22 protein-coding genes and 2 pseudogenes are annotated in these 26,937 nt (G+C 72.2%); 13 read left to right on the top strand and 11 right to left on the bottom strand.

From position 1 onward, the window contains the following. Positions 1 to 11: 11 nt before the first annotated feature. Positions 12 to 209: a hypothetical protein gene (locus Pflav_RS45820; RefSeq protein ID WP_232072830.1), complete on the top strand. Its 198-nt coding sequence runs from the start codon at positions 12 to 14 to the stop codon at positions 207 to 209. Continuing rightward, the gene (locus Pflav_RS45815; protein WP_232072829.1) at positions 206 to 343 is read left to right on the top strand and encodes a hypothetical protein; all 138 of its coding nucleotides are present in this window, start codon (positions 206 to 208) and stop codon (positions 341 to 343) included. Before Pflav_RS45820 ends, Pflav_RS45815 begins: the two co-directional genes overlap by 4 nt. On the opposite strand, the gene Pflav_RS18525 is transcribed toward Pflav_RS45815, so the two are convergent. Next, complete coding sequence (locus Pflav_RS18525; protein WP_173037265.1) at positions 340 to 735, bottom strand: DUF6069 family protein; 396 nt, start codon at positions 733 to 735, stop codon at positions 340 to 342. The genes Pflav_RS45815 and Pflav_RS18525 overlap by 4 nt on opposite strands. A 173-nt stretch (positions 736 to 908) precedes the next feature. On the opposite strand from Pflav_RS18525, the gene Pflav_RS18520 reads away from it, so the two are divergent. The 3 genes from Pflav_RS18520 (at position 909) to Pflav_RS18510 (ending at position 3,808) form a co-directional block, all read left to right on the top strand. Continuing rightward, positions 909 to 2,033, top strand: coding sequence for a sensor histidine kinase (locus tag Pflav_RS18520; RefSeq protein ID WP_173037264.1), 1,125 nt, complete (start codon positions 909 to 911; stop codon positions 2,031 to 2,033). A 55-nt stretch (positions 2,034 to 2,088) separates the two neighbouring features. Beyond that, positions 2,089 to 2,760, top strand: coding sequence for a response regulator (locus Pflav_RS18515; RefSeq protein ID WP_197938627.1), 672 nt, complete (start codon positions 2,089 to 2,091; stop codon positions 2,758 to 2,760). Between the two features lie 190 nt (positions 2,761 to 2,950). After that, complete coding sequence (locus Pflav_RS18510) at positions 2,951 to 3,808, top strand: NAD-dependent protein deacetylase of SIR2 family (RefSeq protein ID WP_180201273.1); 858 nt, start codon at positions 2,951 to 2,953, stop codon at positions 3,806 to 3,808. A gap of 8 nt (positions 3,809 to 3,816) precedes the next feature. Here Pflav_RS18510 and Pflav_RS18505 read toward each other — a convergent pair whose 3' ends face one another. Next, a complete protein-coding gene (locus Pflav_RS18505; protein ID WP_173037263.1) occupies positions 3,817 to 5,403 on the bottom strand; it encodes a DHA2 family efflux MFS transporter permease subunit in 1,587 nt (528 codons plus the stop codon). Between the two features lie 119 nt (positions 5,404 to 5,522). Continuing rightward, complete coding sequence (locus tag Pflav_RS18500; protein WP_232071594.1) at positions 5,523 to 6,092, bottom strand: TetR/AcrR family transcriptional regulator; 570 nt, start codon at positions 6,090 to 6,092, stop codon at positions 5,523 to 5,525. A gap of 74 nt (positions 6,093 to 6,166) precedes the next feature. On the opposite strand from Pflav_RS18500, the gene Pflav_RS18495 reads away from it, so the two are divergent. Both Pflav_RS18495 and Pflav_RS18490 read left to right on the top strand, forming a co-directional pair. Further along, complete coding sequence (locus tag Pflav_RS18495; RefSeq protein WP_173037262.1) at positions 6,167 to 7,939, top strand: ABC transporter ATP-binding protein; 1,773 nt, start codon at positions 6,167 to 6,169, stop codon at positions 7,937 to 7,939. 60 nt (positions 7,940 to 7,999) lie between these two features. Beyond that, positions 8,000 to 9,907 (top strand): copper resistance CopC family protein, encoded by a 1,908-nt coding sequence (locus Pflav_RS18490; RefSeq protein ID WP_173037261.1) that lies wholly within the window; start codon positions 8,000 to 8,002, stop codon positions 9,905 to 9,907. A 436-nt stretch (positions 9,908 to 10,343) separates the two neighbouring features. On the opposite strand, the gene ligA is transcribed toward Pflav_RS18490, so the two are convergent. Beyond that, entirely contained in the window at positions 10,344 to 12,425 is a 2,082-nt protein-coding gene (gene ligA, locus Pflav_RS18485) for an NAD-dependent DNA ligase LigA (protein ID WP_173037260.1), read from the bottom strand. Positions 12,426 to 12,541: 116 nt separating this feature from the next. Between ligA and Pflav_RS47485 the strand changes: the two genes are divergently transcribed. Then, on the top strand, positions 12,542 to 13,426 hold the full coding sequence (locus Pflav_RS47485; RefSeq protein WP_173037259.1) for a HEAT repeat domain-containing protein: 885 nt from the start codon (positions 12,542 to 12,544) through the stop codon (positions 13,424 to 13,426). Here Pflav_RS47485 and Pflav_RS47480 read toward each other — a convergent pair. Further along, complete coding sequence (locus Pflav_RS47480) at positions 13,324 to 13,953, bottom strand: GNAT family N-acetyltransferase (RefSeq protein WP_173037258.1); 630 nt, start codon at positions 13,951 to 13,953, stop codon at positions 13,324 to 13,326. The genes Pflav_RS47485 and Pflav_RS47480 overlap by 103 nt on opposite strands. 14 nt (positions 13,954 to 13,967) lie before the next feature. Further along, positions 13,968 to 14,573 (bottom strand): TetR/AcrR family transcriptional regulator, encoded by a 606-nt coding sequence (locus tag Pflav_RS18470; protein WP_173037257.1) that lies wholly within the window; start codon positions 14,571 to 14,573, stop codon positions 13,968 to 13,970. A 73-nt stretch (positions 14,574 to 14,646) separates the two neighbouring features. Here Pflav_RS18470 and Pflav_RS18465 point away from each other — a divergent pair, with 73 nt between their 5' ends. Beyond that, on the top strand, positions 14,647 to 15,780 hold the full coding sequence (locus Pflav_RS18465) for an FAD-dependent monooxygenase (RefSeq protein ID WP_173037256.1): 1,134 nt from the start codon (positions 14,647 to 14,649) through the stop codon (positions 15,778 to 15,780). 278 nt (positions 15,781 to 16,058) lie between these two features. Beyond that, positions 16,059 to 16,610 (top strand): calcium-binding protein, encoded by a 552-nt coding sequence (locus Pflav_RS18460; RefSeq protein ID WP_173037255.1) that lies wholly within the window; start codon positions 16,059 to 16,061, stop codon positions 16,608 to 16,610. 22 nt (positions 16,611 to 16,632) lie between these two features. Here the strand turns inward: Pflav_RS18460 and Pflav_RS18455 are convergent. Beyond that, positions 16,633 to 17,885, bottom strand: a pseudogene (locus Pflav_RS18455) (cryptochrome/photolyase family protein). A gap of 1 nt (position 17,886) precedes the next feature. After that, complete coding sequence (locus tag Pflav_RS18450) at positions 17,887 to 18,798, bottom strand: phytoene/squalene synthase family protein (protein ID WP_173037254.1); 912 nt, start codon at positions 18,796 to 18,798, stop codon at positions 17,887 to 17,889. 121 nt (positions 18,799 to 18,919) lie between these two features. Here Pflav_RS18450 and Pflav_RS18445 point away from each other — a divergent pair, with 121 nt between their 5' ends. Continuing rightward, complete coding sequence (locus Pflav_RS18445; RefSeq protein WP_173042512.1) at positions 18,920 to 19,834, top strand: MerR family transcriptional regulator; 915 nt, start codon at positions 18,920 to 18,922, stop codon at positions 19,832 to 19,834. A 114-nt stretch (positions 19,835 to 19,948) separates the two neighbouring features. On the opposite strand, the pseudogene Pflav_RS18440 reads toward Pflav_RS18445, so the two are convergent. Continuing rightward, positions 19,949 to 20,527, bottom strand: a pseudogene (locus Pflav_RS18440) (TIGR04222 domain-containing membrane protein); the annotation flags it as partial. Positions 20,528 to 20,798: 271 nt separating this feature from the next. Here Pflav_RS18440 and Pflav_RS18435 point away from each other — a divergent pair. Together Pflav_RS18435 and Pflav_RS18430 are read left to right on the top strand one after the other, a co-directional pair. Further along, entirely contained in the window at positions 20,799 to 23,252 is a 2,454-nt protein-coding gene (locus Pflav_RS18435) for a glycoside hydrolase family 3 N-terminal domain-containing protein (RefSeq protein ID WP_197938626.1), read from the top strand. Between the two features lie 211 nt (positions 23,253 to 23,463). Beyond that, the gene (locus Pflav_RS18430; RefSeq protein ID WP_173037252.1) at positions 23,464 to 23,862 is read left to right on the top strand and encodes an NUDIX hydrolase; all 399 of its coding nucleotides are present in this window, start codon (positions 23,464 to 23,466) and stop codon (positions 23,860 to 23,862) included. A gap of 127 nt (positions 23,863 to 23,989) precedes the next feature. On the opposite strand, the gene Pflav_RS18425 is transcribed toward Pflav_RS18430, so the two are convergent. Both Pflav_RS18425 and Pflav_RS18420 read right to left on the bottom strand, forming a co-directional pair. Further along, complete coding sequence (locus Pflav_RS18425; protein WP_173037251.1) at positions 23,990 to 25,099, bottom strand: endonuclease/exonuclease/phosphatase family protein; 1,110 nt, start codon at positions 25,097 to 25,099, stop codon at positions 23,990 to 23,992. A 58-nt stretch (positions 25,100 to 25,157) separates the two neighbouring features. Further along, the gene (locus tag Pflav_RS18420) at positions 25,158 to 26,444 is read right to left on the bottom strand and encodes a vanadium-dependent haloperoxidase (RefSeq protein WP_173037250.1); all 1,287 of its coding nucleotides are present in this window, start codon (positions 26,442 to 26,444) and stop codon (positions 25,158 to 25,160) included. Positions 26,445 to 26,937 lie beyond the last annotated feature (493 nt).

Raw genomic sequence — 26,937 nt, 5'->3', positions numbered from 1 at the left:
GGTACCCGCACATGTCGATCGCCAGCCTGCGCCTGCACGGCGTGCGGACCGACCGGCCGGACGACATCCCGGCCGACGCCCCGGTGCGGGTCCGCGACCTGTGGGGGTACGTCCTGCGCCCGGCGGCGGCCCGGGCCTTCCTGCTGGCGCTGACCGCCGACTTCCGGGACACGAGGTCTTCTACATCGTGGCCCCGGAGACCATTGTGAATACTCCCACGGCGCAGCTGCTGGCGACTCACTTCCCGGACGTGCCGGTGCGCGGTGAGCTGCCCGGCCACACCGGCCTCTTCGACTGCGCCAAGGCGGAGCGGCTGCTGGGCTGGCGGCACGACGAGACCTAGCGGCGGGCCGTCCGGCGGAGGCCGAGGATCAGCACCGCGCCGGCCGCCAGGTGCATCGCCGCCAGGGCGACCGTGCCGCCGGTCGTCTCGGCGCCGCCGACCGGTCCGGCCAGCGAGAGCACAAGCACCACCGCCGCCACGCAGGTCCAGGCGGTCGCGGCGTGCCGCGTGGCGCGTTCCAGGATCGCCAGCAGCGCCCACGCGGCCAGGCCGACCAGGACCGTCGTGAGGATCACCGCGGGCAGGGCCACCGCCCGCTCGTTCGCGGTCAAATCGGTGCCGAGGCCGCGGGCGACCGCCCAGATCGCGCAGGTCGCGGCCGTCGCCACCAAAATCACGACCGCGCGGGTACGGGCGACGGGTCGAGCCTTCGGTTTCAGAGTTGTGGTCATTTCGGGGCACCTCCTGGAGTGGATCGACGCCGAACACGATCCGCCACCCGAGCCTCATCCCGGATCGCCCGCCGGACCGGACCCGTACTCCGTCGCGAGGCGGAGGTGGAGACGGCGCCCGGTCGGTCCCGAGCCCGATGGCTCGGGGCGCGCCGCCGCATACCGTGATGGTCATGAACCCCATCCGCTGCCGCCCCGCCCTCCTCGACGGGATTATCGGCGCCGTCCTCGCCGCCGGGCTGGTCACGCTCGTGCTGGCCGTACCCGAGGAGCGGCCCGCGCCCGTCTGGGCCGCTGTGGCCATCGCCTGTGCCGTGGCTCAGGGCGGCTCGCTGTCGCTGATGCGCCGTCACACCGGGTGGGCGATCGCCGTGGCGCTTGTCGCCGGCGCCGGCTTCGAGGCGATCGCACCGCACGCCGGGTGGCTTGGGCTGATCGCCGCGCCGCTCACGTACGTGTCCCGGCTGCGCCCGCCCCGCCAGTCCCTCTGGGTGCTCGGCACTGTCGTGGCGCTCACCCCGGTCAAGCTGGTCACCGGCGGCTGGCAGAACTTCCTCCTCGCGCTCCTCGCCACCCTGCTCGGCTGGAGCTGGGGCGAGCTGGCCCGGATCCGGGCGGTTCGCCGTGCCGAGGAGCGCCGCCGCATCGTCGCGGACGAGCGGGCCCGCCTCGCCCGCGAGCTGCACGACGTGGTGGCGCACACGGTGTCGCTGATGGTCGTACAGGCCGGGGCGGCCGCCGACGTCTTCGACGCCCGCCCCGAGAGAGCCCGCGCCGCCCTCGACACCATCCAGGAGCACGGCCGCGCCGCACTCGTCGAGCTGCGCGCGATGCTGGAGACAATGCGTACCGGCGGTGGCCCCGACCCGCGCGGCCCCCAGCCCGGCCTGGACCAGGTGGACACGCTGGCCGCCTCGCTCGGCGCGGCTGGGCTCGCGGTCGCGGTCAAGCGGGCCGGCGCCCAGCGGGACATACCGGCGAACGTGAGCCTCTCCGCGTACCGCATCGTGCAGGAGTCGCTCACCAACACCCTCCGCCATGCCCGCGCCACCCACGCCGACGTCGACCTGCGCTGGACCGAGGGCGCGCTGCTCGTTGAGGTCACCGACGACGGCACCGCGGCCCCCGTACCCCGCCCGCCGGACGCCGGCGGGGGAGCCGGCCTGATCGGGATGCGCGAACGGGCCCGGCTGGTAGGCGGCACGCTGGAGGCCGGCCCACTACCGGACGGCGGCTTCCGCGTCACGGCCCGCCTGCCCATCGAGGCCCGCCGCCCACTTCCTTTGGAGGTCTCGTGACCGGGGTGCGTGTGCTTCTCGCTTCCGCCTTTGCCCGGCGTCTTTTGGAGGTCTCGTGACCGGCGTGCGTGTGCTTCTCGCGGATGATCAGGAGCTGGTCCGGGCGGGGTTCGCGATGATCCTGGAGGCGCGCGAGGACATCGAGGTCGTCGGCGAGGCGGCGGACGGCCAGGAAGCGGTCGAGCTCGCCGCCACCACCGACCCCGACGTGGTGCTGATGGACGTGCGCATGCCCCGCCTGGACGGCATCGAGGCGACCCGGCGGATCGTCGACTCGGGCAGCCGAGCACGGGTGGTCATGCTGACCACGTTCGACCTGGACGAGCCGGTCTTCGCCGCACTGCGCGCCGGCGCGAGCGGCTTCCTGCTCAAGGACATCCGCCCGGCCGAGCTTGCCGACGCCGTCCGCGTGGTGGCCCGCGGCGAGGCACTGCTCGCACCGACCGTCACCCGCCGCCTGCTGGACAGGTTCGCCGCCGGCCTCCCGTCCGAGCCATCCCAGTCCGCGCGCCTCGACGTGCTGACCGCCCGCGAGGTAGAGGTACTGACCCTGGTGGCCGGCGCACTGACAAACGCCGAAATCGGCGAACGCCTCTTCCTCACCCAGGCCACCGTAAAGACACACGTCTCCGCCATCCTCACGAAACTCGGCCTCCGCGACCGCGTACAGGCAGCCGTATTCGCCTACGAAACAGGCCTGGTCCGCCCCGGCTCCGCCAGCGTCTAGCCCTCGCCGCTCTGCGGCGTCGCCCGACCCCTTTCGCTCCAGCAAGATCGCCGCTCGTCGGGCTTTGGGGAAATCTGTTCTTGAATCGCGGAGGGCGAGGCCGCGGGAGCAGCGGTCTGGACCACCGCGGACGTCGCGGTAGCTCATTTATCGGGTGAACCATTCGCCGGGTGCGTGGCATGGTGGCGGCATGTCCCGCGCCGTCGAGATCGCCTGCGACGAGTCCGGGTACGAGGGTGAGCGGCTCATCGGCAGCACCACCGAGGTCTTCGCCCACGCGAGCGTACGGCTGCCGGTGGACGAGGCGCGGCGGTGCTTCACCGAGCTGCGCGAGCGGATCCGGTCGCCGGCCACGGAGTACAAGGCGGGCCACATCCTGCGTGAGAAGCACCGCAAGGCGCTGGAGTGGACGCTTGGCCCGTCGAGCCCGCTGTACGGCCGGGCCCGCGTCTACCTCGTCGACAAGGCGTACTTCGTGCTCGACGCGCTTGCCCGCGCGCTGCTGGACGAGCCGGGCGACGTGGCCGCCGAGCTGTACCGGCTGCGGGTGCCCTATCTCGCGGCGGCGAACGACTTCCTGCGCGGCCGCCCGGTGGACGGCTTCCTCGACGCGCTCCCGCCGCCACTGCGCAAGGGCGTGTTCCGCCGGTCCACTGTGGACCCGCTGGTGCCGGCCATCGTCGCGGCGGTACGGCACTGGGGCGGCCCGTCCCGCGAGCGGGTGACCGTGGTGCACGACCGGACCAACACGCTGTCGCCCGCGCTTGTCGCCCGCATCGAGGCGCGGCTGGGCGGGCAGCTGGCCGGGCTCCGGCTGGCGGACTCCACCCTCGACCCGCGCGTGCAGGCCGCGGACCTGATCGCGGGTGCCGCGCGCAAGCTGGCGACCGACGAGCTGCACGGCCGCGCCGACGAGCGGATGACCGCGCTGCTCCGCCCGTACCTCGAGCCGACCTCGGTCTGGGGTGACGAGGCGAGCTGGTCCCGCCTGACCGGACAAGGAAGCCGGCCGGCTGACGAGCAGCCGGCCGGCTCCAATGCCGTGTAGTTGGTGGGTTAGTGGATGAGCGTGGGCGCTGGCGCGGCCTTGCCGCCGTCGAGGTCGCTCACGGTGTCCGTCACGCGGGCGGCCTCGCGCTTGCGCGGCAGGAACGCGATCGGGATGAAGGTGCACAGCACCAGCGCGAAGCCGACCCAGAAGGTCGTGGCGAACGAGTCGGCGACGAAGGCGATACCGCGGTCGAAGATCGACGGTTCGACCGGCAGCGGCGCGCCCTGCTGGATGGCGATGGCGGCCCCGGCCTCGGTGACCGGCTTGCCGCTGTTGGGGTCGGTGAGGCCGGGGATCTCCGGCGAGCCGTTCAGCCGGCTGGTGAGGATGACCGACATGATCGCCGCGCCGGCGGAGCTGCCGATCTGCTGGAGGATGTTCACCAACGTGGATCCGCGTGCCGTGTCGTGCGCGCTCAGCGTCCGCAGCGCGGAGGTCATGATCGGCATCATCGTGCCGCCCATGCCGAGGCCCATGACGAACAGCGAGCCGCACAGCAGCAGGTACGACGTGTCTGTGCCGACCTGTGTGAAGGCGAAAAACCCGACGGCGATCAGAGCCATGGCGAACGGCACCGTGCGACCGACCGGGATCTTGTCGGCCAGCGTGCCCGCGATCGGCATCGTGAGCATCGCGCCGATGCCCTGTGGCGCCATCAGCAGGCCGGCGTGCAGCGTCGACTCGCCGCGGACCTGGAGGAAGTAGCTCGGGAACAGCAGGCCGGCGCCCATGAACGCGATGATGAACACGAACAGCGACACCGACGCCACGGTCAGGCTGCGGTTGCGGAAGAGGCGCAGGTCGAGCAGCGGGTGCCGGGGCCGGAACGAGTAGAGCACGAAGACGACCACCAGGACCGCGCCGACCAGCATCGTGGCCCATACCTTGGTGGCGGTGATCGTGCCGGTCTCTGGCAGCGACGAGAGGCCGTAGAGGAAGAGCGCGAGACCCGGCGACAGCATCAGCATGCCGAGGAAGTCGAACGACTCGGAGGGCTCGGCCGCGTCCTTGGGCAGCGCGAAGTAGGCGTACACGACCGCGATCGCGCCGATCGGGACGTTGATCAGGAAGATCCAGTGCCAGCTCGCGGCGTCGATCAGCCAGCCACCGAGGATGGGTCCACCGATCGGGCCGAGCAGCATCGGGATGCCGAGCACCGCCATCAGCCGGCCGATCCGTGCCGGGCCGGCCGCGCGGGTCATGATCGTCATGCCGAGCGGCATGAGCATGCCGCCGCCGAGGCCCTGGAGGACCCGGTATCCGATCAGCTGCGTGATCGAGTCGGCGGTGGCGCAGAGCGCGGAGCCGAGCGTGAAGAGCAGCACCGCGAGCATGTACAGCCGCTTGGTGCCGAACCTGTCGGCCGCCCAGCCGCTCAGTGGGATCACCGTGGCCAGGGCCAGGGTGTAGCCGGTCATCGTCCACGCGACCTCGGCATACGTCGCGTCGAACTCCCTCTGGAACGTCGGGAGTGCCACGCTGACGACGGTGATGTCGAGGATCGACATGATCGCGCCGAGCACGACCACTCCGGCGATCTTGAGGACTGTCCCGTCCAGCTTGTCGGGCGCGGCTGCGGCTTGAGTTGTCACGTTGCCCTCCAGATCCCGGCAGCCGGTCGCAGCGGCCGCCGTCCCCCGCACTATTCAGTGGATAGGATCACACGGTCCACCGGTTTAGCCGCTGGCCGTCCCTCAATAGGTGTCCTGGCTCACGGTCTTGGCGCGATCGCGCCCATCAGGGTGCGCAGAGTCAGGCGGAGCACCTGGTGCCGGGACTCGCCGCTCTCGGCCGCGTAGCTCCAGGCGGCGTAGAGCTGGGACCAGAGGACGCTCTCCAGCCAGCTCGTCGGCAGGTCCGGGTCGATCGAGCCGTCGCCGTGGCCGCGCTCGACAAGTGTCTCGAAGCTGTCCTCGGCCGCGCCGAACTCGCACCAGTCGGCCTCGGTGAGGAACTGGTGCTCGCTGAAGATGAAATTCAGCACGTTGCCGAGCTCGAAATACTCCTCGCAGAGCCGGCGTAGCGCCTCCGCGCCGGTGCCCTCGTGCAGGCGGGCGCGCTCGGTGGCCCGCTGAAGCCGGACCACGCTCTCCGCCTTGATCGCCTTGATCAGGTCGGAGCGCTCCGGATAGTAGCGGTGCAGCGTCGTGCGGCCCACGTCCGCGGCGGTGGCGACCTCGCTGAGCGGGGCGGACAGGTTCTTTCCGAGCACGGTGATGGCGGCGTCGATGATCGCCTGCCGGGTGCGGGCACGGCTCGCCGTCTCCTGCGTGTCCACCACGTGAGCAGGCTATCAGTGTGCCTTTAAGGTATTCCACTTGACCGAAATGGAACGCCCGTGTTCCACTCCGAGGCATGGGGCCACGCATCCGTACCCTCGCCAGCTTCCTCACGCCACACACGCCGACGCTCGTCGTCGGCCTCCTGCTCGGGCTCGTCGCCAACGCCGCCGGCCTCGCGACCCCACTGGTCACGAAGTGGGTGCTCGACTCGCTCGGCGGTTCGATGGCCTGGCCGCTCACCGCGCTCGTCGCGCTCGTGGTGGTCGGCGCCGGCATCTCGCTGCGCCAGTGGATCCTGTTGAACACGCTCGCCGAGCGGGTGATCCTGGACGCGCGGATCTCGATCATCCGGCGGTACTTCGCGGCGACCGTCGGCGACATCACCCGGCGGCCCAGCGGCGAGCTCGTCACCCGGGCCACCTCCGACACCGGGCTGCTGCGCGAGGCGTCCAGCAGCATCGTCGGCATCGTCAACAGCTCACTGGCCATGCTCGCCACGCTCGTACTGATGGGCGTGCTCGACCTCGTGCTGCTCGGCTGTACCCTCGCCGCCGTCGTGATCGTGGGCGCCATCATGGCCGCGCTCATGCCGACCATCGCCAAGGCGCAGGAGGCCGCCCAGGAGTCGGTCGGGCGGCTCGGCGGCACGCTCGACGGCGCCCTGCGCGCGATCCGTACCGTCAAGGCGAGCCGCGCCGAGGACCGGCAGAGTGAGCGGATCGTCGCCGACGCGCGGGAGTCCGCCGAGTACGGCATCCGCGCCGCACGCCGTACCGCCGTGGTGTGGACCATCGCGTGGAGCGGCATCCAGCTCTCGGTCATCGCGATCCTGGGCATCGGCGCCTGGCGGGCCGAGCGCGGGCTGCTGGAGATCTCCAGCCTGATCGCGTTCCTGCTGTACGCGTTCCAGCTGATGGGGCCCATCACCGAGCTGACCCAGAACGTCACGGCCCTCCAGGCCGGAATCGCGGCCGCGGCCCGCATCCGACAGATCGAGGCCATCGAGGTCGAGCCCGCGCCGCCACCCGCGGCGCCCGCGCCGGTCCGGGAGCCGGACCCGGCCGATCCGATCCTCGCCCTCCGCGGCGTCACCGCCCGCTACACCCCGGACACCAAACCGGCGGTACGCGACATCGACCTCGACATCCCGCGCCGCGGCCACACAGCGGTCGTCGGTCCGTCCGGTGCCGGCAAGACCACGCTCTTCTCGCTGATGCTGCGCTTCCTCGAACCGGAGAGCGGCGAGATGTTCCTGGACGGGCGGCCCTACCGCACGTACGGGCACGGCGACGTGCGTGCCCGCCTGGCGTACGTCGAGCAGGAGACGCCGATCGTCCCGGGCACGATCCGCGACAACCTGCTCTTCACCCACCCGGACGCGACCGAGGAGGAACTGCGCGCGGTGCTCGCCGCGGTCCGGCTGGACACCAAGGTGGACACCCTCGACGAGGGGCTGGACACCCCGCTCACGTCGAGCGCGGTCTCCGGTGGTGAGCGCCAGCGCATCGCACTGGCCAGGGCCATCCTGCGTACGCCGGACGTGCTGCTCCTGGACGAGGCGACCGCCCAGGTCGACGGCCTGACCGAGGCGGCGCTCCAGGAGTGCATCCGGGACCGGGCGGCGGCCGGTGCGGTCGTCACCATCGCCCACCGCCTCTCCACCGTGCTCGACGCCGACACGATCGTGGTGCTGGAGGACGGCCGGGTCCGCGCGCAGGGAACGCACGCCGAGCTACTGGCCACCGACGACCTATACCGCCGCCTTGTCGAAGCCCTCCGCATCGCCGGCCAGGCCCCCGAGGACCTCGCGGAGCTGGTACCCGGGACGGTGCGATCCGGGACGTAACGCCTGCCAAGTCGTCCGATGTCTCTTGTTTCGGCCTCGTAAAGCCGTGAAGATGTGGCGATGCGCCCCCTCCCCACGACGCTCGGCCGCGCGCTCTCCGCTTCGCTCGCGCTCCTGCTCGCGACCGCGGCCGCCGTCCTCGCCGCCGCGCCGCCCGCCGCGGCACACGGCACCCTCGCGATGTCCACGCCCGCCGAGGGCGCCACGGTGACGGAGCCGCCGGCATCGGTCGAGCTGTACTTCACCGAGAAGGTCGCCTCCAACGCGTTCTTCACGATCACCGCACCGAGCGGCGGGCGCATCGACAACGGCTGGACGTACGGCTCACCCAAGTCGCTGGACAAGCCGATCCGCGAGTACTTCATGGTGGAGGGCAAGTTCGAGCCGCGCGAGTACGCGACGGGCTTCCCGGCCGTGGTGTCGGTGGCGCACCTGCCCACCGCCGGCCTGTACTCGGTGAGCTACCTGTCGGTCGCCTCGGACGGCGAGGCGGTGCGGGGCACGATGTCGTTCCGCTACAACGGCAAGGCGACGGCGGCTCCGCAGGGGTGGAGCCCGCCGACCAACCAGCCGGACCCGGCGCTTGTCGCAGCCGTCGAGCAGCACGGCTCGTCCGGCCACGGCTCGACCGGCTCCTCTACGGCCCCGGCGGCTTCGTCGCCCCCGCCGCCGGCCGCTGCCCCGGCCGCCGCGGAGGAGGACGGTGGCGTGGGCTGGATCGCCTGGTCCGGCTGGGCCGTGGCGATCGTCGCCGCCGTCGCGGGCTTCCTCGCCTGGCGCCGCCGCCCGGCGCCGGCGGTTAAGCGCCCGGCCCGCTCCGGCCCAGGCACCCGCCCCCGGAAGGCGAGCGGCTCGGGCACTCCGGGAGCCAAGAAGCGCGCCCCGACAGCCGCCGCGGCGCGCAAGGGCGACGCGGCCGTCACAGCCCGGACGGCGACGGCGACCAAGGCGACGGACACCGCGGCGAAAGCCGCGCCCGAGCCAGCCGAGTCCGATGTGGAGGCCGCGCCGTCCGGGATCGGGCTGAGCAACACGCGGCTGGCGCTGCTGGGCGGCGGGCTCGTGGTGGCGCTGCTCGCCGGGTTCGGGCTGGGGCGCCTGGGCACCGGGGACTCGGCCACCGGTGCGCCGGTCGCGACCGCGCCGGCCGGCGTGCCGACCTCACCGGGCGGACCGGGTGGCCTCTCGGCGGGCGACGGGCACCAGCACCCGGCCGGTACAGGGGCGCACAACCACCCGGGCGACGCGAGCACGGCGGCGCAGGCCACCGGGACGACCGTGAGCGCCGGCGGGTACACGCTCCAGCCGACCCAGCGCAGCCAGGCCGCCGGCGCCGCTGTGGACTACACGTTCCGCATCGTGGGCGCTGACAAGCAGGCGGCGACGCGCTTCGCGGTGGTACACGACAAGCCCCTGCACATGATCGTGGTGGGCCGGGACCTGTCCGGGTACCAGCATCTGCACCCCACGATGGCCCCCGACGGCACCTGGAGCGTCCCCCTCAAGCTGGCGCGGGCCGGCGGCTACCGGGTCTACGCCGACTTCTCCGTCACCGCGGCCGACGGCACCCAGGTCCCGCTGGTCCTCGGCGTCGACCACCAGGTGCCCGGCGCGCACACCCCGGCCGCGCTGCCACCGGTGGCGGCGCAGGCGACCGCCGGGCCGTTCGCGGTGTCGATGGAGGGCACGCCGACCGTGGGCGTGACCGCGCCGATGCTCTTCCGGGTCAGCCGCACCGGCGCGCCCGGGCCGGCCCAGCTGGAGCGGTACCTTGGTGCGTTCGGCCACCTCGTCGTGGTGCGCGAGGGCGACCTCGGGTACGTGCACGTCCACCCCGAAATGGAGCTTGTCGACGGCGCGGTCAAGTTCTGGCTGACCGCCCCGAGCGCGGGCCGCTACCGCGCGTTCTTCGACTTCCAGGTCGGCGGCCAGGTGCACACCGCCGAGTACACGATCGAAATCCCCTAGAGGATCTGCTCAAGGGCAGAAGATTTGGGCTACCGCGATGTCCGCGGTGGTCCAGACCGCTGCTCCCGCGGCCTCACCCTCCGCGCTCGCACAACCTCAACACGCGGCATCTGGCGGCCCGGCGGGCCCGGTGGGCTCTGGAGCTGGGCGCACCGATGCGCCCGCAACGACTGCCCTGGAGCCGGCGCCCCTTCCGGGCCGACTCAGCGGAGTCGGCCCTTTGTGAACGTTTCCTGCTGCCCCAGCAACGGGAAACGTTCACAAAACTTTGGCCTGGGTCCTTCACGGAAGCAGAGCAAACGCGGGCGGACCGCGCCCACCACGGGTTGGATTGTGAAGCGCGCAGGGTGAGGCCGCGGGAGCAGCGGTCCGGACCACCGCGGACGTCGCGGTAGCTCGGATCTCTTTGTTTGGAATCGGATTGGCGGTATGGCCCCTAGGCCAGGATCTCCGCCACCGCGTCGGGGTCGCCGTCCTCGTGGGCCTTCAGGAGGGCGGCGAACCGCTCCGCGGGCAGGACGCGGATGCCCAGCTGCTCGGCCTTCGTGGCCTTGGAGCCGGCGCCGTCGCCGACCACCACCAGGTCGGTCTTCTTCGACACCGAGCCGGACGGCTTGCCGCCCAGCTTCTCCACCGCCTCGTTGCCCTCGTCGCGGGTCAGGCCGGGCACCGAGCCGGTCACCACCACCGTCATCGGCGTACCGTCCGGGCGTTGCAGCGGCATTCCACCGGTACCGGCGGCGGCCGGGGCGTCGACGGGCTCGGTCATGTTGACGCCGCGCTCGGCGAGGCGGGCGATGAGCGGGGTCAGCTCGACAAGCTCGGCGGCGATCGTCACCGCCCGCTCGGGGCCCACGCCGTCCACCCGTTGCAACTCGTCCACCGAGGCGGCGAGCAGCGCGTCCATGGTGCCGAAGTGGCCGGCCAGCCGCCTCGACATCGAGCGGCCCGTCATCCGTACGCCCAGGGCGGTCAGCACCCGCGACAGCGGCCGGGCCTTGGAGCCCTGGATGTTGGTGACCAGCTTGGTGGCGGAGACCTCGCCGAGCCGTTCGAGCGCGGCGAGGGTGGGCACGTCCAGGTCGTACAGGTCGGCGGGGTCGGTGACCAGCCCCGCGGCGACCACCGCGTGCAGGATCTTGTCGCCGAGCCCCTCGATGTCCATGGAGTTACGGGCGACGTAGTACTCGAGCGCGACCCCGGCACCGCAGGCCCGGCCCTGGGTGCACCGCCACCGCTTCTGTGAACGGTCGATCTCGCCGCCGCAGCGCGGGCAGTCGGCCGGCGGCTCGAACGGCACCGAGTCCGCCGGGCGCAGGTCCAGCTGGGCGCCGGTGACCTCGGGGATCACGTCGCCGGCCCGGCGGACGAAGACCGTGTCGCCGGCGCGGACGTTGCGGCGTACCAGGTCCTCGAAGTTGTGCAGCGTGGCCGAGGTGACGATCACGCCGCCGACCTGTACCGGCTCCAGCACGGCGACCGGCGTGATCACACCCGTGCGCCCCACCTGCACCTCGATGCGGAGCAGCTTGGTGGTACGGGTGTCGGCCGGAAACTTGTACGCCACGCCCCACCTCGGCGCGCGGGTGGACGAGCCGGCCGCGGCCCGGTCGGCGGGCTGGTCGGCCTTCACCACCGCGCCGTCCACCCCGAAGCCGAGCGTGCCGCGGGTGGCGGTGAGCGCCTCGACCGCCGTGTACACCTCGTCGACCGTCCCGCAGAGCGTGTAGGCGGTGGTGGCCACGCCAAGATCCGAGAGCCACTCCATCGCGGCCGAGTGCGCCGTCGGCTCGGCGACGCCGTGCGCGGAGTACGCGAAGAAGGAGAGCGGCGCCTCGTACACCCGCTTCGGTGCGCGGAGGGTGCCCGCCGCGGCGCTGCGCGGATGCGCGAACGCCGGCTCGCCCGCCCCGGTGCGCAGCACCTGCGCTTCGGCGAAGTCCTCGTCGGTCATGAAGACCTCGCCGCGCACCTCGACCGTCACCGGCTCGCGCAGCCGCGCCGGCAGGCCCTTGGCGCGGCGGGCCTGGGCGGTCACGTCCTCGCCCGCGCGCCCGTCACCGCGCGTCGCCACCAAGGTCAGGACCCCGTCGGTGTACCGGGCCGCGATGGCCAGCCCGTCGATCTTCGGCTCGACCGTGTACCCGGCGACTGGGCGACCCACGATCTTCTCCAGCCGCGCGGCCCACTTGTGCAGCTCGTCGGCGCCGAAGACGTTTTCGAGGCTGAGCATCGGCTCGCTGTGCTCGATGTCGCCGACCACGCCGCCACCCGCGCCGACGGCCTCGGTGGGGGAGTCGGCCGCCTTCCACTCCGGGTGGACGGCCTCGGTGGCGGCGACCCGGGCCATCAGCCCGTCGTACGTCGCGTCGTCCATCGCCAGGTCAGGGCCGCTGTAGTACGCCTCGGCGGCGGCCCGGATCCGCTCGACCGCCGCGCGGTACTCCTCGACGTCCGGGAACGGCGTCGCCTCCGCCGCGTCCACGACCGGATCGATCGGATCCACCAGGTCTCGCATGCTCGCCGCCCCCTCAGCCTCGCCAGTACGCCGGGACATTGTGGCTGGTCCGGCCGGTGTCCGGCCACTCGCGTTGGGGTGCTTGTGCCAGCGTTCGCGGTGGCACGATGCCGCACGTGCTGGAGCGACTCGACGACGTCGACTGGGCCCGGATCACGCACGCCTACGGGCCGGCCACCGACGTACCCGATCAGATAAGAGACCTGTGCGCAGCCGATCCCGATCGCCGGGAGAAGGCGCGCTGGCAGCTGCACGGCAATATTTACCATCAGGGCACGCGCTACGAGGCCACGGCGTACGCGGTGCCGTTCCTGCTGGAGGTGCTCGCCGACCCGGACGGCGCCGACAAGGGCGAGCTGGTGCTGCTCCTCGCCGCGATCGCCGTGGGGTACGACGAGTCCTGGCTGCCCGACGGGCTGCCCATCGCCGAGCGCCGCCGCACCGCCGAGATCGGTGGGATGGTGCTCGCCGCCGCGCCGCATCCGGGCGACGACGAGTGGGACGAGGACGAGGGCGACGCCGCGTACGTGGAGGCGCTCTCCGACCGCGAGCAGGAGGCGATGCTCGCCCACGTGGCCGTGTCCGCCCACGAGGCGGTGCGCCAGGGGTTGCCGCTGTTGCGCGCGCTGCTGGGGCACGACGAGCCGGGCGTGCGGGCCGTGGCGGCGTACACGCTTGGGTGGTTTCCGGAGGACGCGGATGCCAGCCTGCCCGCCCTCGCCGCACTGGCGTCCGATGTGGACGACGCGCTGGCGGCGACGGCGCGGGTCTCGATGGGGCTGCTCGGCGTGACGACCGAGTTCGACGATCCGCGCCCGTTGGTGCGGTGGGCGACCGCGATCGCGCAGACCCGGGTCTTCGGCATCGAGGCGGGGCAGGAGGCGATCGACGAGCTGCGCTACTGGGTGCGGGAGGCGGGACGGGACGAGCGGGTGCCGTTCCTCGACGGTGACCTGGTGGGGTACGCCACGCTTGTGCTCGACCGGATGAGCTTGTCCTGACCCCTCCTACGGGGACGGCGGCCGGGCGAGTCGGAAGACGACGTGCTGGCCGCCGTCCCGGCGAAGTCGTACGACGGCTCGTGGGTCATGCCGAGCCGGCGCATCACGGCCTGGGAGCGGAGGTTTTCCGCCATCGTCTCGGCGACGATCTCCGGGAGCTCCAGCGCGTCGAACCCGTACGCCAGGACCGCCCGTGCCGACTCCGTCGCGTAGCCGTGGCCCCACGCCGACCGGGCCAGCCGCCACCCGACCTCGACGCCGCCGAACGGCAGTCCGTCGTCCACCGGGTCAAGGCCGGCGAAGCCGACGAGCTGCCCGCTCGCCATAACCTCGACCGCCCACCAGCCCCAGCCGCGGCTGGTCAGGTCGGCCTCGTAGCGGGCGATGGAGGCGGCGCACTGCTCGCGGGCGATCGGGCCGCCGAGGTGGGCGCGGACCTCGGGGTCGGCGTTGAGGGCCGCCCAGGGGTCGAGATCTGCCTCGCGCCAGTGACGCAGCAGCAGCCGTTCGGTACGCAGCTCGGTCATCGCCGGCCACTTTCTCACACGCTCCGCCAGGGTCGCAGTGCGATTTCCGTGGCGGTACGGAGGCGGTCGCCCAGCTCGTCGGAGTCGGCGGGCAGCGCGTCGGGGTCGTCCAGCAGCACCTGGAGCGCCCCGGTGACCGCCCCCACGAACGCGCCGACCAGCGCGCCCGCCGCCACCTCGTCCAGCTCCCGCGGGTACGCCGCGTGGAGGTGCCGCGCGATCTCCCGCTGGGCGTCGAGCTGCACCTGGAGCGCGCGGCCGCGGACAGCCGGCACGGTCTGCGTGAGCCGCACCCGGAGCGCGGCGAGCCGCCCGACCATCTCGTCGCCACCCTGGTTGACCTCGGCGAGCGCGCTGAGCAGCGTGTCCATCGGGCGGTCGCCGGGGCCGCGCGCCTCGATCGCGGCTACCGCCGCGCGCACCCGGTCGTCGGCCTCGGGGAAGAGCACCTCCTCCTTGCTCCCGAAGTAGCTGAAGAACGTCCGCGTGCCGATGTCCGCCGCCGCCGCGATGTCGGCGACGGTCGTGCGCTCGTAACCACGCTGCTCGAAGAGGTCGGTGGCCGCCTCGACGAGCGCCCGGCGGGTGCGCTCGCGCTTGCGGTCGCGAAGTGTCGGCACGTGATCAGGCTAGCACCCGATGCAGTTCTGCACTCGTTGCAACTCTGCACTGAGTGCAGCTACCGTCAAATGCATGCGTACTGTGCTGATCTCCGGGGCGGGCATCGCCGGCCCCACCCTCGCGTACTGGCTGGCCCGCGCCGGCCTGCGGCCCACCGTGGTGGAGCGGGCCGGCGCCCCACGTTCCAGCGGCAGCCCGGTCGACGTGCGCGGCCCGGCCCTCGCCGTCGCCGAGCGGATGGGCGTGGTGCCCGACCTCCGCGCCGCGGCCACCGCCGTCACCGGCCTCACCTTCGTGGACTCCCGTGGCCGCCGTGTGGGGCGGATCCCGATGGGGTCCGCGCGGCGCGGCGAGGTCGAGCTACCCCGCGGCGACCTCGCCACGATCCTCTACGAGGCAGGCCGGGACACTGTCGAATACGTGTTCGGCGACCACGTCACCGCCCTCGACCAGGACGCGGGCGGGGTCGACGTCACGTTCGCGCACGCCGCGCCGCGCCGCTTCGACCTGGTCGTGGGCGCGGACGGGCTGCACTCGGCGGTGCGGCGGCTGGCGTTCGGCCCGGAGGCGGCGTTCGTGCGCCACCTCGGTCTCCACATCGCCACGGCGCCGCTTCCCGGCGAGCCCGAGGGCGGCCGCGACGTGACGATGTGGACCGCCCCCGGCCGCACGGTCGCCATCCACCCGTCGCGCGGGCGGGCGCTCGCCGCGTTCATGTTTCGCGGCCCGGCGGTGCCGGGCCTCGACCATAGGGACATCGCGCGGCACAGGACGCTGGTCACCGACGCATACGCGGACGCCGGCTGGCGGGTGCCTGAGCTTCTCGATGTTGTACGGACGACGCCCGACCTGTATCTCGACGGTGTCTGCCAAGTGCGGCTGCCACGGTGGTCCAACGGCCGCGTCACGCTGCTCGGCGACGCGGCGTCGTGCGTGTCACTCTTCGGCGACGGCTCGACGCTCGCCATGGCCGGCGCCGCCACGCTGGCCGATGCCCTGGCCGCCCACCCGCACGACCACGGTGCCGCCCTCGCCGCGTACGAGTCGCGCCACCGCACGCTCGTCGACCCCCGCCAGCGCGGCGTGGCCCGCGGCGCCGCGCTCTTGATCCCCGCCACGCGAGCCGGCCTGACCGCGCGCGACGCCAGTATTCGGGTGCTCTCGGCCGCGAGCGCGGTCCGCTCCCACTGGGCCCGCGCCGCCTGACGCACGTGTCGTCGTAGGCGCGGCCAGCGCGGTTGTGGACCGCGGAGGGTGAGGCCGCGGGAAAGCACCCCAAGAAAACGCTCCGCTGCGCTCCACGTTTCCCCGGGGACCCCGCGCAGCGGTCCGGACCACCGCGGACATCGCGGTAGCTCAAATCTTCCCCGTCCCTAGCGAAGAAGGCCCATGATGACCGCGTGGTGATGTGGCGCTGAGGTCGGTCCGGAGTCTGGCCTGAGGCCGCGCCGTTGGGGTGCTGGCCTGGGACCAGAGGAGCAGAAATGGTACGACGGATCGGATTTGTCGCCGCGGCCATCGTGGCGCTGGCCACGGCGGCGGTGGCGGTGCCGTCGCCGGCGTTCGCGGTGGTCACCTGCAACGGGCAGCAGGAGACGGTCAGCGGAAACACCGGCACGGCCGGCGACGACGTCATCATCGGTACCGACGGCAACGACGTGATCGACGGGCGGGGCGGCGACGACACGATCTGCGCCCGCGGCGGCGTCGACAACGTGTACGGCGGGCGCGGCGAGGACCTCATCTTCGGCGGCCCCGGCCCGGACTTCATCTGGGGCGACTCGGGCTCGCCGACCACCACGTTCGGTGACAGCGACACGATCTTCGGTGGCGACGGCGAGGACTACATCGACGGCCAGATCGGCGCCGACGACCTCAACGGCGAGGCCGACAGCGACACCCTCCTGGGTGGCGACGGTGGGGACGACCTGGATGGTGGGACCGGCCAGGCCGAGACGACCGGCGCGGTGACCGACCTCTGCGAGGGCGAGGGCGGCAGCGACACCTACACCAACTGCGAGCAGATCGTCAACTGAACCCCCTCCGCCGGCCAGGGAGCTACCCGCTCCCTGGCCGGCCGCTCTTTTGCCGGCCGCTCTTTTGCCGGCCGCTCTCTGGCCGGCTGCCGAGGTACCGCTCGCGGTACCGGCCATCCGGGTCGAAGCGCGTGGCCTGCCGCTCGGGGTTGAACCGCTGGTTCGGCCTCGGGTTGTTGCCGGTACCGGCCACCCACTGCCAGTTGCCCCAGTTGTCGGCGATGTCGGCGTCCAGCAGCCAGTGGGCGAACCACGCGGCCCCTCCCGCCAGTCCACCCACAGGTGCTTGGTCAGGTAGCTGGCGGTGATGAGCCGGGCCCGGTTGTGCATGAAGCCCTCGGCGACCAGCTGGCGCATGCCGGCGTCCACGATGGACACGCCGGTCCGCCCTTCCTTCCACGCGTCGAGCGCGGCCGGGTCGTCCCGCCAGTCCTCGGTGACGCCGCGGCGGTACGCGCGCCGGGGCAGCTCCGGGAAGCCGGCGAGCACCTGGTGGTAGAAGTCCCGCCAGCACAGCTGCCGCACGAACTCCGGGGAGTCCACTTCGGATTCGACGTCGAGCGGCGAGACGCATCCAAAGTGGAGGTACGGGCTGAGCCGCGACGTACGGTCGCCGGCGAGGTCGTCGTGGCCCTTCGCGTACTCATTGGCCCGCCGCCGCCAGGCGGTGAGCCGCTCCCGGGCCGCGCTCTCGCCGCCCGCCACCACGTCCGGGGACCCGCCCTTCACAGACGCGGACGGGAGGCGGCCCGCCGCCAGCTTGTCCGGCAACGCGATACGGCCCGGTGCGCCGAGCACCTTGCGGCGGCGGGCGTCCTGCCACGCCCGCCAGTACGGCGTGAAGACCCGGTAGTGGTCGCCGCCGCCCGTGGGCTTCAGGGCACCGGGCGGCACGATCGTCACGCCGTCGAAGAGCGTCAGCGCCAGCCGTTCCGCCTCGCAGGCTTCGGCGAGGCGGCGCTGGCGGGCGGCCGCATACGCGCTGTGGTCGGCGGCCAGCCCGATCCCGGAAGCGCCCACCTGGCGGGCCACCCGCACCGCCTCGCGAACCGGGTCGCCCTGCCGGACGACCAGGTCGCCGCCGCGCGCGCGGAGCGACTCGCGCAGGTCGGCCAGGCACTGCGCGAGGAAGCGCTGCCGGTTGGGGGAGGAGCGGATGCTCGGGTCGACCACGAAAAGAGGTACCACCCGCTCGGCCGAGGCGCAGGTGTCGTGCAGCGCCGGGTTGTCCCGCACGCGCAGGTCGCGGGTGAAGAGGACGACAGCGGTCCGCATTTCAGGGCCGCCGCGCCGCGGGCAGCCCGACCGGCGTACCGGGCGGCGTGAGCAGGCAGCGGGCCACCATCGCCAGGCGCCGCCGGTTGGGCACCACGGCCCGGCGCGTGAAGACGTCGTGCCCGGCGCGCTGGACCTCGTCGAGGATCCCGCCGTACAGGTGGAAAGCGGCCCGGATGCACGCCTGCGACGTGGGGGCCAGCATCGGCACCCCGGGCGCGGCCGAGGCGTAGTGCTCTCGGGCGCGCCCCACCTCGTACGCGACGAGGGCCTTGATGGCGGGTGTGGCGGCGCGGCGGTCCGCGGCCGCGCGGAGGTCGGCCCGGGTGAGGCCGAAAATCGCGAGGTCGGCGCGGGGCAGGTACACCCGGTCCCGGTCGAGGTCCTCGGCGACGTCGCGGATGAAGTTCGTGAGCTGGAACGCGAGGCCGAGCTGGCGGGCCGGCTCGCGGGCCAGCGCGCGGTCGGCCGGCTCCAGGATCGGTAGCATCATCGCGCCGATCGCGGCCGCCGAACCCTCCATGTAGGACAGCAGCTCGTCGTACGTCGCGTACTCGCGCACCGCCAGGTCCATCGCCATGCTCGCGAGGAACGTGCCGAAGTCGTCCCGGTCCATGGCGAAGACCTCGATGGTGTGCAGCACCGCGGGCAGGAGTGGATCGTCCACCCGCTCGCCGGCCAGCCCGGCCAGGAAGCGGTCGGACCAGTCGCGCAGCTGCCGGGCACGCTCGGCGCCGGAGAGCCCGTCGGTACGGTCGACGATCTCGTCGGCGTAGCGGGTGAACCCGTACAGCGCGTGGACGTGGCGGCGCTTCCAGGCGGGCAGGAGCCGGGTGGCCAGGTAGTAGCTGCGGCCGTGCCGGCGGTGCAGGGCACGGCAGCGCGCGTACGCGGCGGCAAGTGCCGGGTCCATCCTGCCCCTCTCTCGCAAGCGGTCAATCGATGCTGTGACGCTATCGATCCTGTGACGCTATCGATGCAACAAGCGACGCAATGGCGACTCTACCGTACGTTACCCTGACGCCGTGGGCACTGTGGCCGAAGACGGTCTGAGCGCGGGCGAGGTGGCCCGCCGGCTCGGTGTCGCGGTCACCACACTGCGCAGCTGGCACCGGCGGTACGGGCTGGGCCCGGACCAGCACGAGGCCCGCCACCACCGGCGGTACACGGGGGAGGACCTGTCCCGCCTCGAGGTGATGTGTCGCCTCACCGGCGAGGGCATGCCCGCCGCCGAGGCGGCCCGAGCCGCGCTCGCGGTCCACCCGCTCGACGTGTCCGAGCGGCCCGCCGCGGCGGGCATTCCCAGCGCCCGCGCCGGTGGCGGAAACACGATCCCGGTCGGCGGTGCCGGCCCGGAGGCCCGCGGTCTGGCCCGGGCCGCGATGCGCCTCGACGTCGCCACGATGTCCAGTGTGATCACCCGCATGATCCGGGAACGCGGCGTGGTGCACACCTGGGACCATTTGCTCCGCCCGGTGCTGGCCGGCGTCGGCGAGCGGCACGCCGCCAGCGGTGCCCTCGTCGAGGTCGAGCACCTGCTGTCCCGCACGGCCTCCGACGCCCTCGCCGCGGTGCCCCGCCCGGCCGGCGCGCCCGCCCCGCGTACCCTGCTCGCCTGCGCCGAGGAGGAGCAGCACAGCCTCCCGGTCGAGGCCCTCGCGGCCGCGCTCGCCGAGCGCGGGCACCGCTCGCTGCTGCTCGGCGCCCGCGTCCCACCCCGCGCGCTCGCCGCCGTGGTCGGCCGCCTCGGACCGACCGTCGTGGTGCTCTGGTCGCACGCACCGTCCACTGCCGACCCGACCCAGCTGAACAGCCTCCGCGGCACCCCGCTTGTCGCCGCCGCCGGGCCCGGCTGGCCCCGGGCCGGCCTGCCCCCGGCGATCGCCCGCCCGACAAGCCTGGACGAGGCACTCGCGCTCGTCCTCCGCTGGCTCCCCAGCCCCACCTAAAGCGGCTACGCCGCGTCACCCCCGGCGTCAGGCCGCCATGGCGCGTGGGCGGCGCCGAAGCGCGTAAGGCCGCCTCGCGGGCTTCGCTTGCTCTGCGGCCCCGGCGTAAGGCCGCTAGGCCGCGTCGGTGCCGCCGAAGCGCGTTAGGCCGGCCTCGCGGGCGAAGCGCGGCATTGTGGCGACCAGGGCCGCCGGGCCGTAGAGGGCGACAGCCGGCCCGATGCCATCAGGCGTCACGCGGTCCGAGTCGGTCGGCGCGGGGTACCGGGCCTGGAGCTGGCGCAGCGCGCGGGCGCCGGCGAGGGTACGCCGCGGCAGGAACCAGCAGGCGACGGCGACCAGCACCACGCTCGTCAGGAGTCCGATGTGGACGCTGACCACTTCGATGAGCCGTCCCAGCAGCCACGGCGGTACGACCACCAGGGCCAGCGGCAGCAGCACCCGGCGCCGCTGCGGTCGGACCAGCCCGCGGCGGATCAGGTCCCGCCGGACGTCGCCGATCGCCTCCCGCACCCACTGCCGGTCGGCGAGCTGGCGCGGCCGCAGCTCGCCCTCCAAGGCCCCGAACAGCGCCAACTCCAGCGGCTCGGCCCCGCGCGGCACCCGACCACTACGCCGAACAGTACCGTCGCGAGCGCTCACGGCCCCCCGCACGTACAACATCGCCAACCCAGTGCGCACCGCCCCCAACCCCCACCCCGCAAGTGCGCAATCCCAATAACTCCAAGCCCATCCAGCTCCCCCATGCTCGCATTGTCCGCGACCAGCGCACCCCCCAGTTCCTGCTGTTGATCAGGGAGTTGGTGGGTGTGTCGGGCGGCGTGTCGCCACACGAAGTCCCTGATCAACAGCCGGGTTGACCCGTCGCGGGGATGCGCATAGATTCGGGTCACTGCGGGATCAAGGGCACTTCCGTCGGTACCTGATCGGCGGCAAACTCGGCTTGTCCACCAAGGAGTCCCGCATGCCCGCGACACCCCCCACCGAGGACGAGGAGCCCAACGCTCCGGCGCAGCACCGCAAGATCCCGCGCCTGGACGGCCACGGGCGCACGATGATCGCGGTCACGGTCGTCTGCGTGTGCCTGGCCGCGGCCACGCTCGTCGCCTCGGCGCTGGATCTCGTCGGGCCGGCGCACGACGCGGGCGCGACGGCGGGCCGGGCCGCTCCGGTGTACCAGGACCCGGCGCAGCCGGTGCCGGCCCGGGTCGCCGACCTGCTCGGGCGGATGACGCTGGAAGACAAGCTCGGCCAGCTCGCCCAGGTGGACCGGGCCGCGCTGACCAGCCCGCAGGACATCGCGGCGTACCGGATCGGCTCGGTCCTCTCCGGCGGCGGCTCGGCGCCGGCCGACAACAGCCCGACCGGGTGGGCGGACATGTACGACGGGTTTCAGAGCGCGGCGCAGGCCACGCCGCTGGGCATCCCGATCATCTACGGCATCGACGCCGTGCACGGGCACAACAACGTGCGCGGCGCGACGATCTTCCCGCACAACATCGGCCTCGGCGCCACCCGGGACGCGGGGCTCGTACAGGCGGTCGGCCGGGCCACCGCGGAGGAGGTCGCCGGCACCGGCATCGACTGGACGTTCGCGCCGTGCGTCTGTGTGGCGCGCGACGACAGGTGGGGGCGCACGTACGAGTCGTTCGGTGAGCAGGCCGAGATCCCGACCGCGATGACCTCGATCATCGGCGGGCTCCAGGGCGGCGACCTCGGCGGGCCCACGTCGATCCTTGCCACGGCCAAGCACTACGTCGGCGACGGCGGCACGAGCGGCGGTCGCGACCAGGGCAACACCGAAATCTCCGAGGCGGAGCTGCGGGCCGTACACCTGCCTCCGTTCCAGGCGGCCATCTCGCAGGGCGTCGGCTCGATCATGGTCTCCTTCAGCAGCTGGAACGGGCAGAAGCTGCACAGCCACGGGCGACTGCTCACCGACCTGCTCAAGGGCGAGTTGGGCTTCACCGGGTTCGTGGTCTCCGACTGGGCCGGCATCGACCAGATCGACGGGCAGCGCGGCTTCACCGGTGCGGAGATCGCCACCGCCATCAACTCGGGCATCGACATGGTGATGGTGCCGACGGACTACAGGCAGTTCCTCCAACTGCTGCGCAACGAGGTGGACGCCAGCCGCATCCCGATCGAGCGGATCGACGACGCCAACCGCCGCATCCTGACCAAGAAGTTCGAGCTGGGCCTCTTCGAGCGGCGCTTCACCGACCGCGCGCTCACCCCCACGGTGGGCAACCAGGCGCACCGCGACCTGGCCCGCGACGCCGTACGCCGCTCGCAGGTGCTGCTCAAGAACGAGGGCAAGGTCCTGCCGCTCGCCAAGGGCGGCGGCAAGATCTTCGTGGCCGGCAAGAGCGCCGACGACATCGGCCTCCAGTCCGGCGGCTGGACGATCTCGTGGCAGGGCTCGGCCGGCAACATCACGCCGGGTACCACGATCCTTCAGGGCATCCGCAAGACGGTCGGCTCGGGCGCCACCGTCACGTACAACCGGGACGGCACCGGCATCGACTCCTCGTACCGGGCGGCGATCGCGGTGGTGGGGGAGACCCCGTACGCCGAGGGACAGGGCGACCGCACCGGTGCGATGGGGCTGGACAGCGCCGACCTGCGGGTGCTGTCGCGGCTGCGCGCGTCGGGCGTACCCGTGATCGTGGTCCTGGTCTCGGGCCGCCCGCTGGACATCGCCGCGCAGGTCGGCGGGTGGGCGGCGCTGGTCGCCGCGTGGCTGCCCGGCACCGAGGGGCAGGGCGTGGCGGACGTACTGTTCGGCGACTACAACCCGAGCGCGAAGCTGCCGATGACCTGGATGCGCAACGTGGCCCAGCAGCCCATCAACGCCGGCGACGGCAAGCCGGCCCTGTTCCCGTACGGCTTCGGCCTCAGCTACGCGGGCCGCCCCACCTCGCCGCCCGCCCAGACGGCAGCGCCCGCCCAGACGACACCGCCCGCGAAGACCACGCCGCCCGCGCCGAGGCCGCCCGCCCAGACAACGCGGCCGCCGCAGGCCACGCCGCCGGCGCCGACCACCCGGCCGCCCGCGCCCACCACGCAGGCCGCGGCGACGACGCAGACGGTGGGCACGGCCTTGTGCACCTTCCGCTACGCGGTAAGCAACCAGTGGCAGGACGGCTTCGTCGCCGAAATGAAGGTCACGGCCGGCGCGGCACCGGTGAGCGGGTGGACGGCGCGGTTCGAGTTCGCGGGCGACCAGGCGATCACCAACGCCTGGAACGCGACGGTCACCCAGAGCGGCACCCAGGTTTCCGCGACAAACCAGGACTGGAACACGACCATCCCCGCTGGCGGCAACGCGACGTTCGGCTTCCAGGCCACGTACAGCGGCACGAACCCACCCCCGACCACCGCCACCCTCAACGACACGACCTGTACCGCCGACTAGAGATCTTCAAGCGGGCAGCCGTCCGGCAGATCGTGGTATCGAACTGCCTCTCTGGGGGCGGTTGGATACCACGATCTTTCGCGCACCCGACCGAACCGATCAAAGGAACCGGGTCCGCGCGGTCGCTGTGGGACCAGCATCATCCAGGACCAGAGGCCCACCCGGCGGCAAGGCCCTTGATCGCCGGCGCGGCCACTCTGATGATGGGCGGGTGGCCGTCATCGACAAGATCGCGTGGATCCACCTCGTCGAGGGTGCGGTCCTCAGCACCCGATCCAAGAGCAAGGACGTGTACTACCTCCCGGGTGGCAAACGGGAGCCGGGCGAGAGCGACGTCGACACGCTGGTCCGGGAGATACGCGAAGAGTTGAGCGTGGCGATTGCGCCGGACAGCGCCGCGCACCTCGGCACCTTCGAGGCGCAGGCGCACGGGCACGCGACCGGCATCACAGTCCGGATGACCTGCTACACCGCCGACTACGCGGGCGTACTGCGCGCCAGCAGCGAGATCGAGGAAGTCGCCTGGCTCACGCACGCCGACCGCCACCGCGTCTCACCCGTCGACCAGATCATCTTCGACCACCTCCGCGCGGCCACCAGCCTCCGCTGACCCTCCACCGATCTGGCGGATGGCGCGGTGCCGGCCGCGCCGGCCGGGGTTCGGTTGTGAATCGCGGAGGGTGAGGCCGCGGGAGCAGCGGTCCGGACCACCGCGGACATCGCGGTAGCTCAAAAATCTAGAGGTCGATGTCGGCGTAGATGCAGGCGTGGTCGGAGCCGGCGTGTACAGCCTTGGTCATCGTGTCGTAGATGGGCCACAGCACGCCGCGCTTGCCGCCCCAGACGCCCTTGCGGAAGATGCCGCCGCCCTTCGTGCGCGCCCACAGCGACGGCGACAGCAGCACGTAGTCGATTTTGTTGCGGGCCGTGCAGTAGCCGTACGTCCCGGGGCGTCCACCGTCCTCGAAGGACGGGTGGGTCGAGACGTCGCGCAGGTCCGTGCCGGTCAGCAGCGGGGCCAGCGGCTCGCTCTCCGGGGTGTCGTTGAGGTCGCCGACCACCGCCACGTCCGTGATGCCGTCCGCCACCAGGTCGCGGTAGATCTGCGCGATGCGGCTCGCCTGGCGGCGGCGGGTGGTGTCCGAGGCGATCTTGCCGCCATAGCCCTTGCTCTTCAGGTGGTTGACCAGCACGACGAGCCGGCCGCCGCTCGGGGTGGCGAAGTGGTACTCCGGGCAGTCGCGGCTGAACACGCGTCCCACCTCGTCGGTGTCGTCCACGTGGCTGCGCTGGGAGACAAGCGGGTACGCGCCGGTGGCGAGCACGCCCACGTCGATACCGCGCTCGTCGTTGCCGTCCACGACCATCACTTGCGGGTACCTCGGCGCGCCGCCGACAAGCAGGCCGGCGTCGGTGAAGCGCTTGAGGGCGATGCGGTTTTCCGCCTCGATCACGCCGAGGATGTCCGCGCCGACGTCGTGGATGACCCGCGCGGTGTTCAGCATGCCCTGCTCGTCGACGCGGTCCGTGGTCAGCTCGACCCAGCCGATCCAGTCGCCGCGCCCCCTCGCCACCACCAGCACGCCGTCCTTTTTGGAGCGGCGGAGCAGGCGGCCGCGGTTCTGCCGCAGGCGGGCGAACTTGGCCGTGTCGCTGTTCAGCAGGTCGAGCCTGCGCAACAGCCGCAGGATGCCGGCCTGGATGTCCGGTGTGTACAGCGGCTCTTCGAGGAGCTCGCTGATCTGCTCGTACGCCTCCAGCGCGGGCCGCCCGGCCGACCAGGTGCGCTGGTCGAGGGCTCGGGCGCGGTTGAAGAGGTTTTCCACGTTGTAGGTGCCGATGCGCACGATCTAGAGCGTAGACGGCGAGGAGGGCCGGACCTATGGCCCGGCCCTCCTCTTAGGCCTAGCGGGTCGGCCTGAAGTAGCGCGGAATCATGTACGCCAGCGTCCTGGCGCCGATGAGCGCGCCCTGCACGTCAGCGGTACGGGTGTGGATGCCACCCCAGATCCGGGCCTCGATGACCTCGGCGACCGCTTCGGAGAAGCGGTCGAAGTGCCGGGTGGTGCCGGTGTCGGCGCTCGTCGCGCTGAAGGACATCCGGTCGGTGCCGTAGAAGTACGCCAGAGCACCCATCGACGCGGCCGTGAAGCAGGCGTGGCCGGAGGTGTAGTCAGGGTGCGGCGGCGTGATGAGCAGCGGCGTCCAGGCAGGGTCGGCCACCGTGTTCGGGTTGCCGTCGGTGCCCGCCTCGGGGATCGAGGTGAACGGGCGCCAGAAGCTCCACCGGTACTTCTCGTAGTAGCAGGCGATGAGCGCGTCCATCTCGGTCATGTCGACCATCGCGAACATCCGCGCCGCCTGCAGGTTGGTCAGCCGGTTCTTGACGGCGAGCTGCCGCTTGATCTCCCACTCGGTGAGCCTGCGGTCGTGCCACCACCGCGCGGAGTCGGTCTGGTCGGGGGTACGGATGGTGCTGTTCGCCGCACCGATCGCCTTGACCTCGTTGAAGTCCCGCGTGTACTGCGCGCTGGTCAGCGCCGGCGGGCCGGACGTGGTGAACATCGTCGCGTCCGGAATCAGGAACGGCTTCAGGTCCATCACCCAGCCGCCGTCCGAGCCGAACCCGGGCGGGGTACGGCGCCACTGGCCGGGACCGGTGCCCTCCCGCCACAGGCGCGAGCCGAACGCGCCGTCGTTCGTCCGGAACGCGATCATCGTGTTCGCGGTCTTCTGCCCGATCGCCGCGCCGGCCGTCTTCGACGAGCCGTTGGGGACACCGGCCATGAAGTTGTCGTACTTCGTCTGGAGCGCCGCCTGCTGAGCCGGGAAGAGCCACTCCAGCGTGCGGAACGCCGCCGTCGCCACTGCGGCGTCAACCGACTCACTGCCCGTCGCCGGCGGGGCACCGAGGTACGGCTGGTACGGCTTGCGCGCGATCGCGTTGACCGCGTCGTAGATCGCGCCGTGGATGATCGAGAAGCTGCGAGCCTGCACGTGCGGGCCCTGCTGCGCGACGTCCCAAATGGACTCCTGGGCGAGAGCGTCCCAGGTGACAACGGCGTTGGGCGTGGGCGGGGTGGCCGATGCCGGCGTGCCCGTTGAGCTTAGGAGGAGTGGCGACGAGAGCGCGACGGCCGCGGCGAGAGCCACTCGCAGCGCGGAACGGCGCGACCGACCTCTACGTGTCATGGATTCTCCTTGCTGTGTGCCCGCATGGTCATTTGCACTTGCGAGGGTCAGCGGAGATCGACGGCCGGAAGCGCACACTCTGTCCGCCAAACGCCACTGCCTGTGCGGCATGTCCGTTCGGGCGGATGATAGACCGTTTCGGCCAGCGCTCCGGACCGTCCGGTCGTTGCTGGACAGAGCCACGACCGGATCATGAGGCTCAGCCCCGTGGGCGCGGCGCGCATCGCGGACATTCGCCACAGGCTATGAGATTGAGCTACCGCGACGTCCGTGGTGGTCCGGACCCAGTGCCACTCAGCCTAGTTTGATCATGGCGATGACTTGGGCGTTCTGCGAGGCTGTGCGGAGTGCCGGGTTGGGTCGGGTCGTTGAGCGCCGGTCGGGGCTTTGGGGAAGTCTGTTGCTGCCATAGCGACCATGACTTTCCCCGGAATGACTTCCGGCGCCGAGTCTGCGCCCTCCCGACGGAAACTCTGGATCTAGTCGACTTTCT

This window comes from Phytohabitans flavus, assembly GCF_011764545.1.
Classification (GTDB): domain Bacteria; phylum Actinomycetota; class Actinomycetes; order Mycobacteriales; family Micromonosporaceae; genus Phytohabitans; species Phytohabitans flavus.
The sequence above is the reverse complement of the archived record's forward strand: the minus strand, read 5'-3'. Positions and strand labels throughout refer to the sequence as shown.

Bases quoted from the DNA above. Each gene is read 5' to 3' on its own strand.
- Pflav_RS45820 (WP_232072830.1), top strand. From the start codon at position 12: ATGTCGATCGCCAGCCTGCGCCTGCACGGCGTGCGGACCGACCGGCCG.
- Pflav_RS18525 (WP_173037265.1), bottom strand. From the start codon at position 735: ATGACCACAACTCTGAAACCGAAGGCTCGACCCGTCGCCCGTACCCGC.
- Pflav_RS18520 (WP_173037264.1), top strand. From the start codon at position 909: ATGAACCCCATCCGCTGCCGCCCCGCCCTCCTCGACGGGATTATCGGC.
- Pflav_RS18510 (WP_180201273.1), top strand. From the start codon at position 2,951: ATGTCCCGCGCCGTCGAGATCGCCTGCGACGAGTCCGGGTACGAGGGT.
- Pflav_RS18495 (WP_173037262.1), top strand. From the start codon at position 6,167: ATGGGGCCACGCATCCGTACCCTCGCCAGCTTCCTCACGCCACACACG.
- Pflav_RS18490 (WP_173037261.1), top strand. From the start codon at position 8,000: ATGCGCCCCCTCCCCACGACGCTCGGCCGCGCGCTCTCCGCTTCGCTC.
- ligA (WP_173037260.1), bottom strand. From the start codon at position 12,425: ATGCGAGACCTGGTGGATCCGATCGATCCGGTCGTGGACGCGGCGGAG.
- Pflav_RS47480 (WP_173037258.1), bottom strand. From the start codon at position 13,953: ATGACCGAGCTGCGTACCGAACGGCTGCTGCTGCGTCACTGGCGCGAG.
- Pflav_RS18465 (WP_173037256.1), top strand. From the start codon at position 14,647: ATGCGTACTGTGCTGATCTCCGGGGCGGGCATCGCCGGCCCCACCCTC.
- Pflav_RS18460 (WP_173037255.1), top strand. From the start codon at position 16,059: ATGGTACGACGGATCGGATTTGTCGCCGCGGCCATCGTGGCGCTGGCC.
- Pflav_RS18450 (WP_173037254.1), bottom strand. From the start codon at position 18,798: ATGGACCCGGCACTTGCCGCCGCGTACGCGCGCTGCCGTGCCCTGCAC.
- Pflav_RS18435 (WP_197938626.1), top strand. From the start codon at position 20,799: ATGCCCGCGACACCCCCCACCGAGGACGAGGAGCCCAACGCTCCGGCG.
- Pflav_RS18420 (WP_173037250.1), bottom strand. From the start codon at position 26,444: ATGACACGTAGAGGTCGGTCGCGCCGTTCCGCGCTGCGAGTGGCTCTC.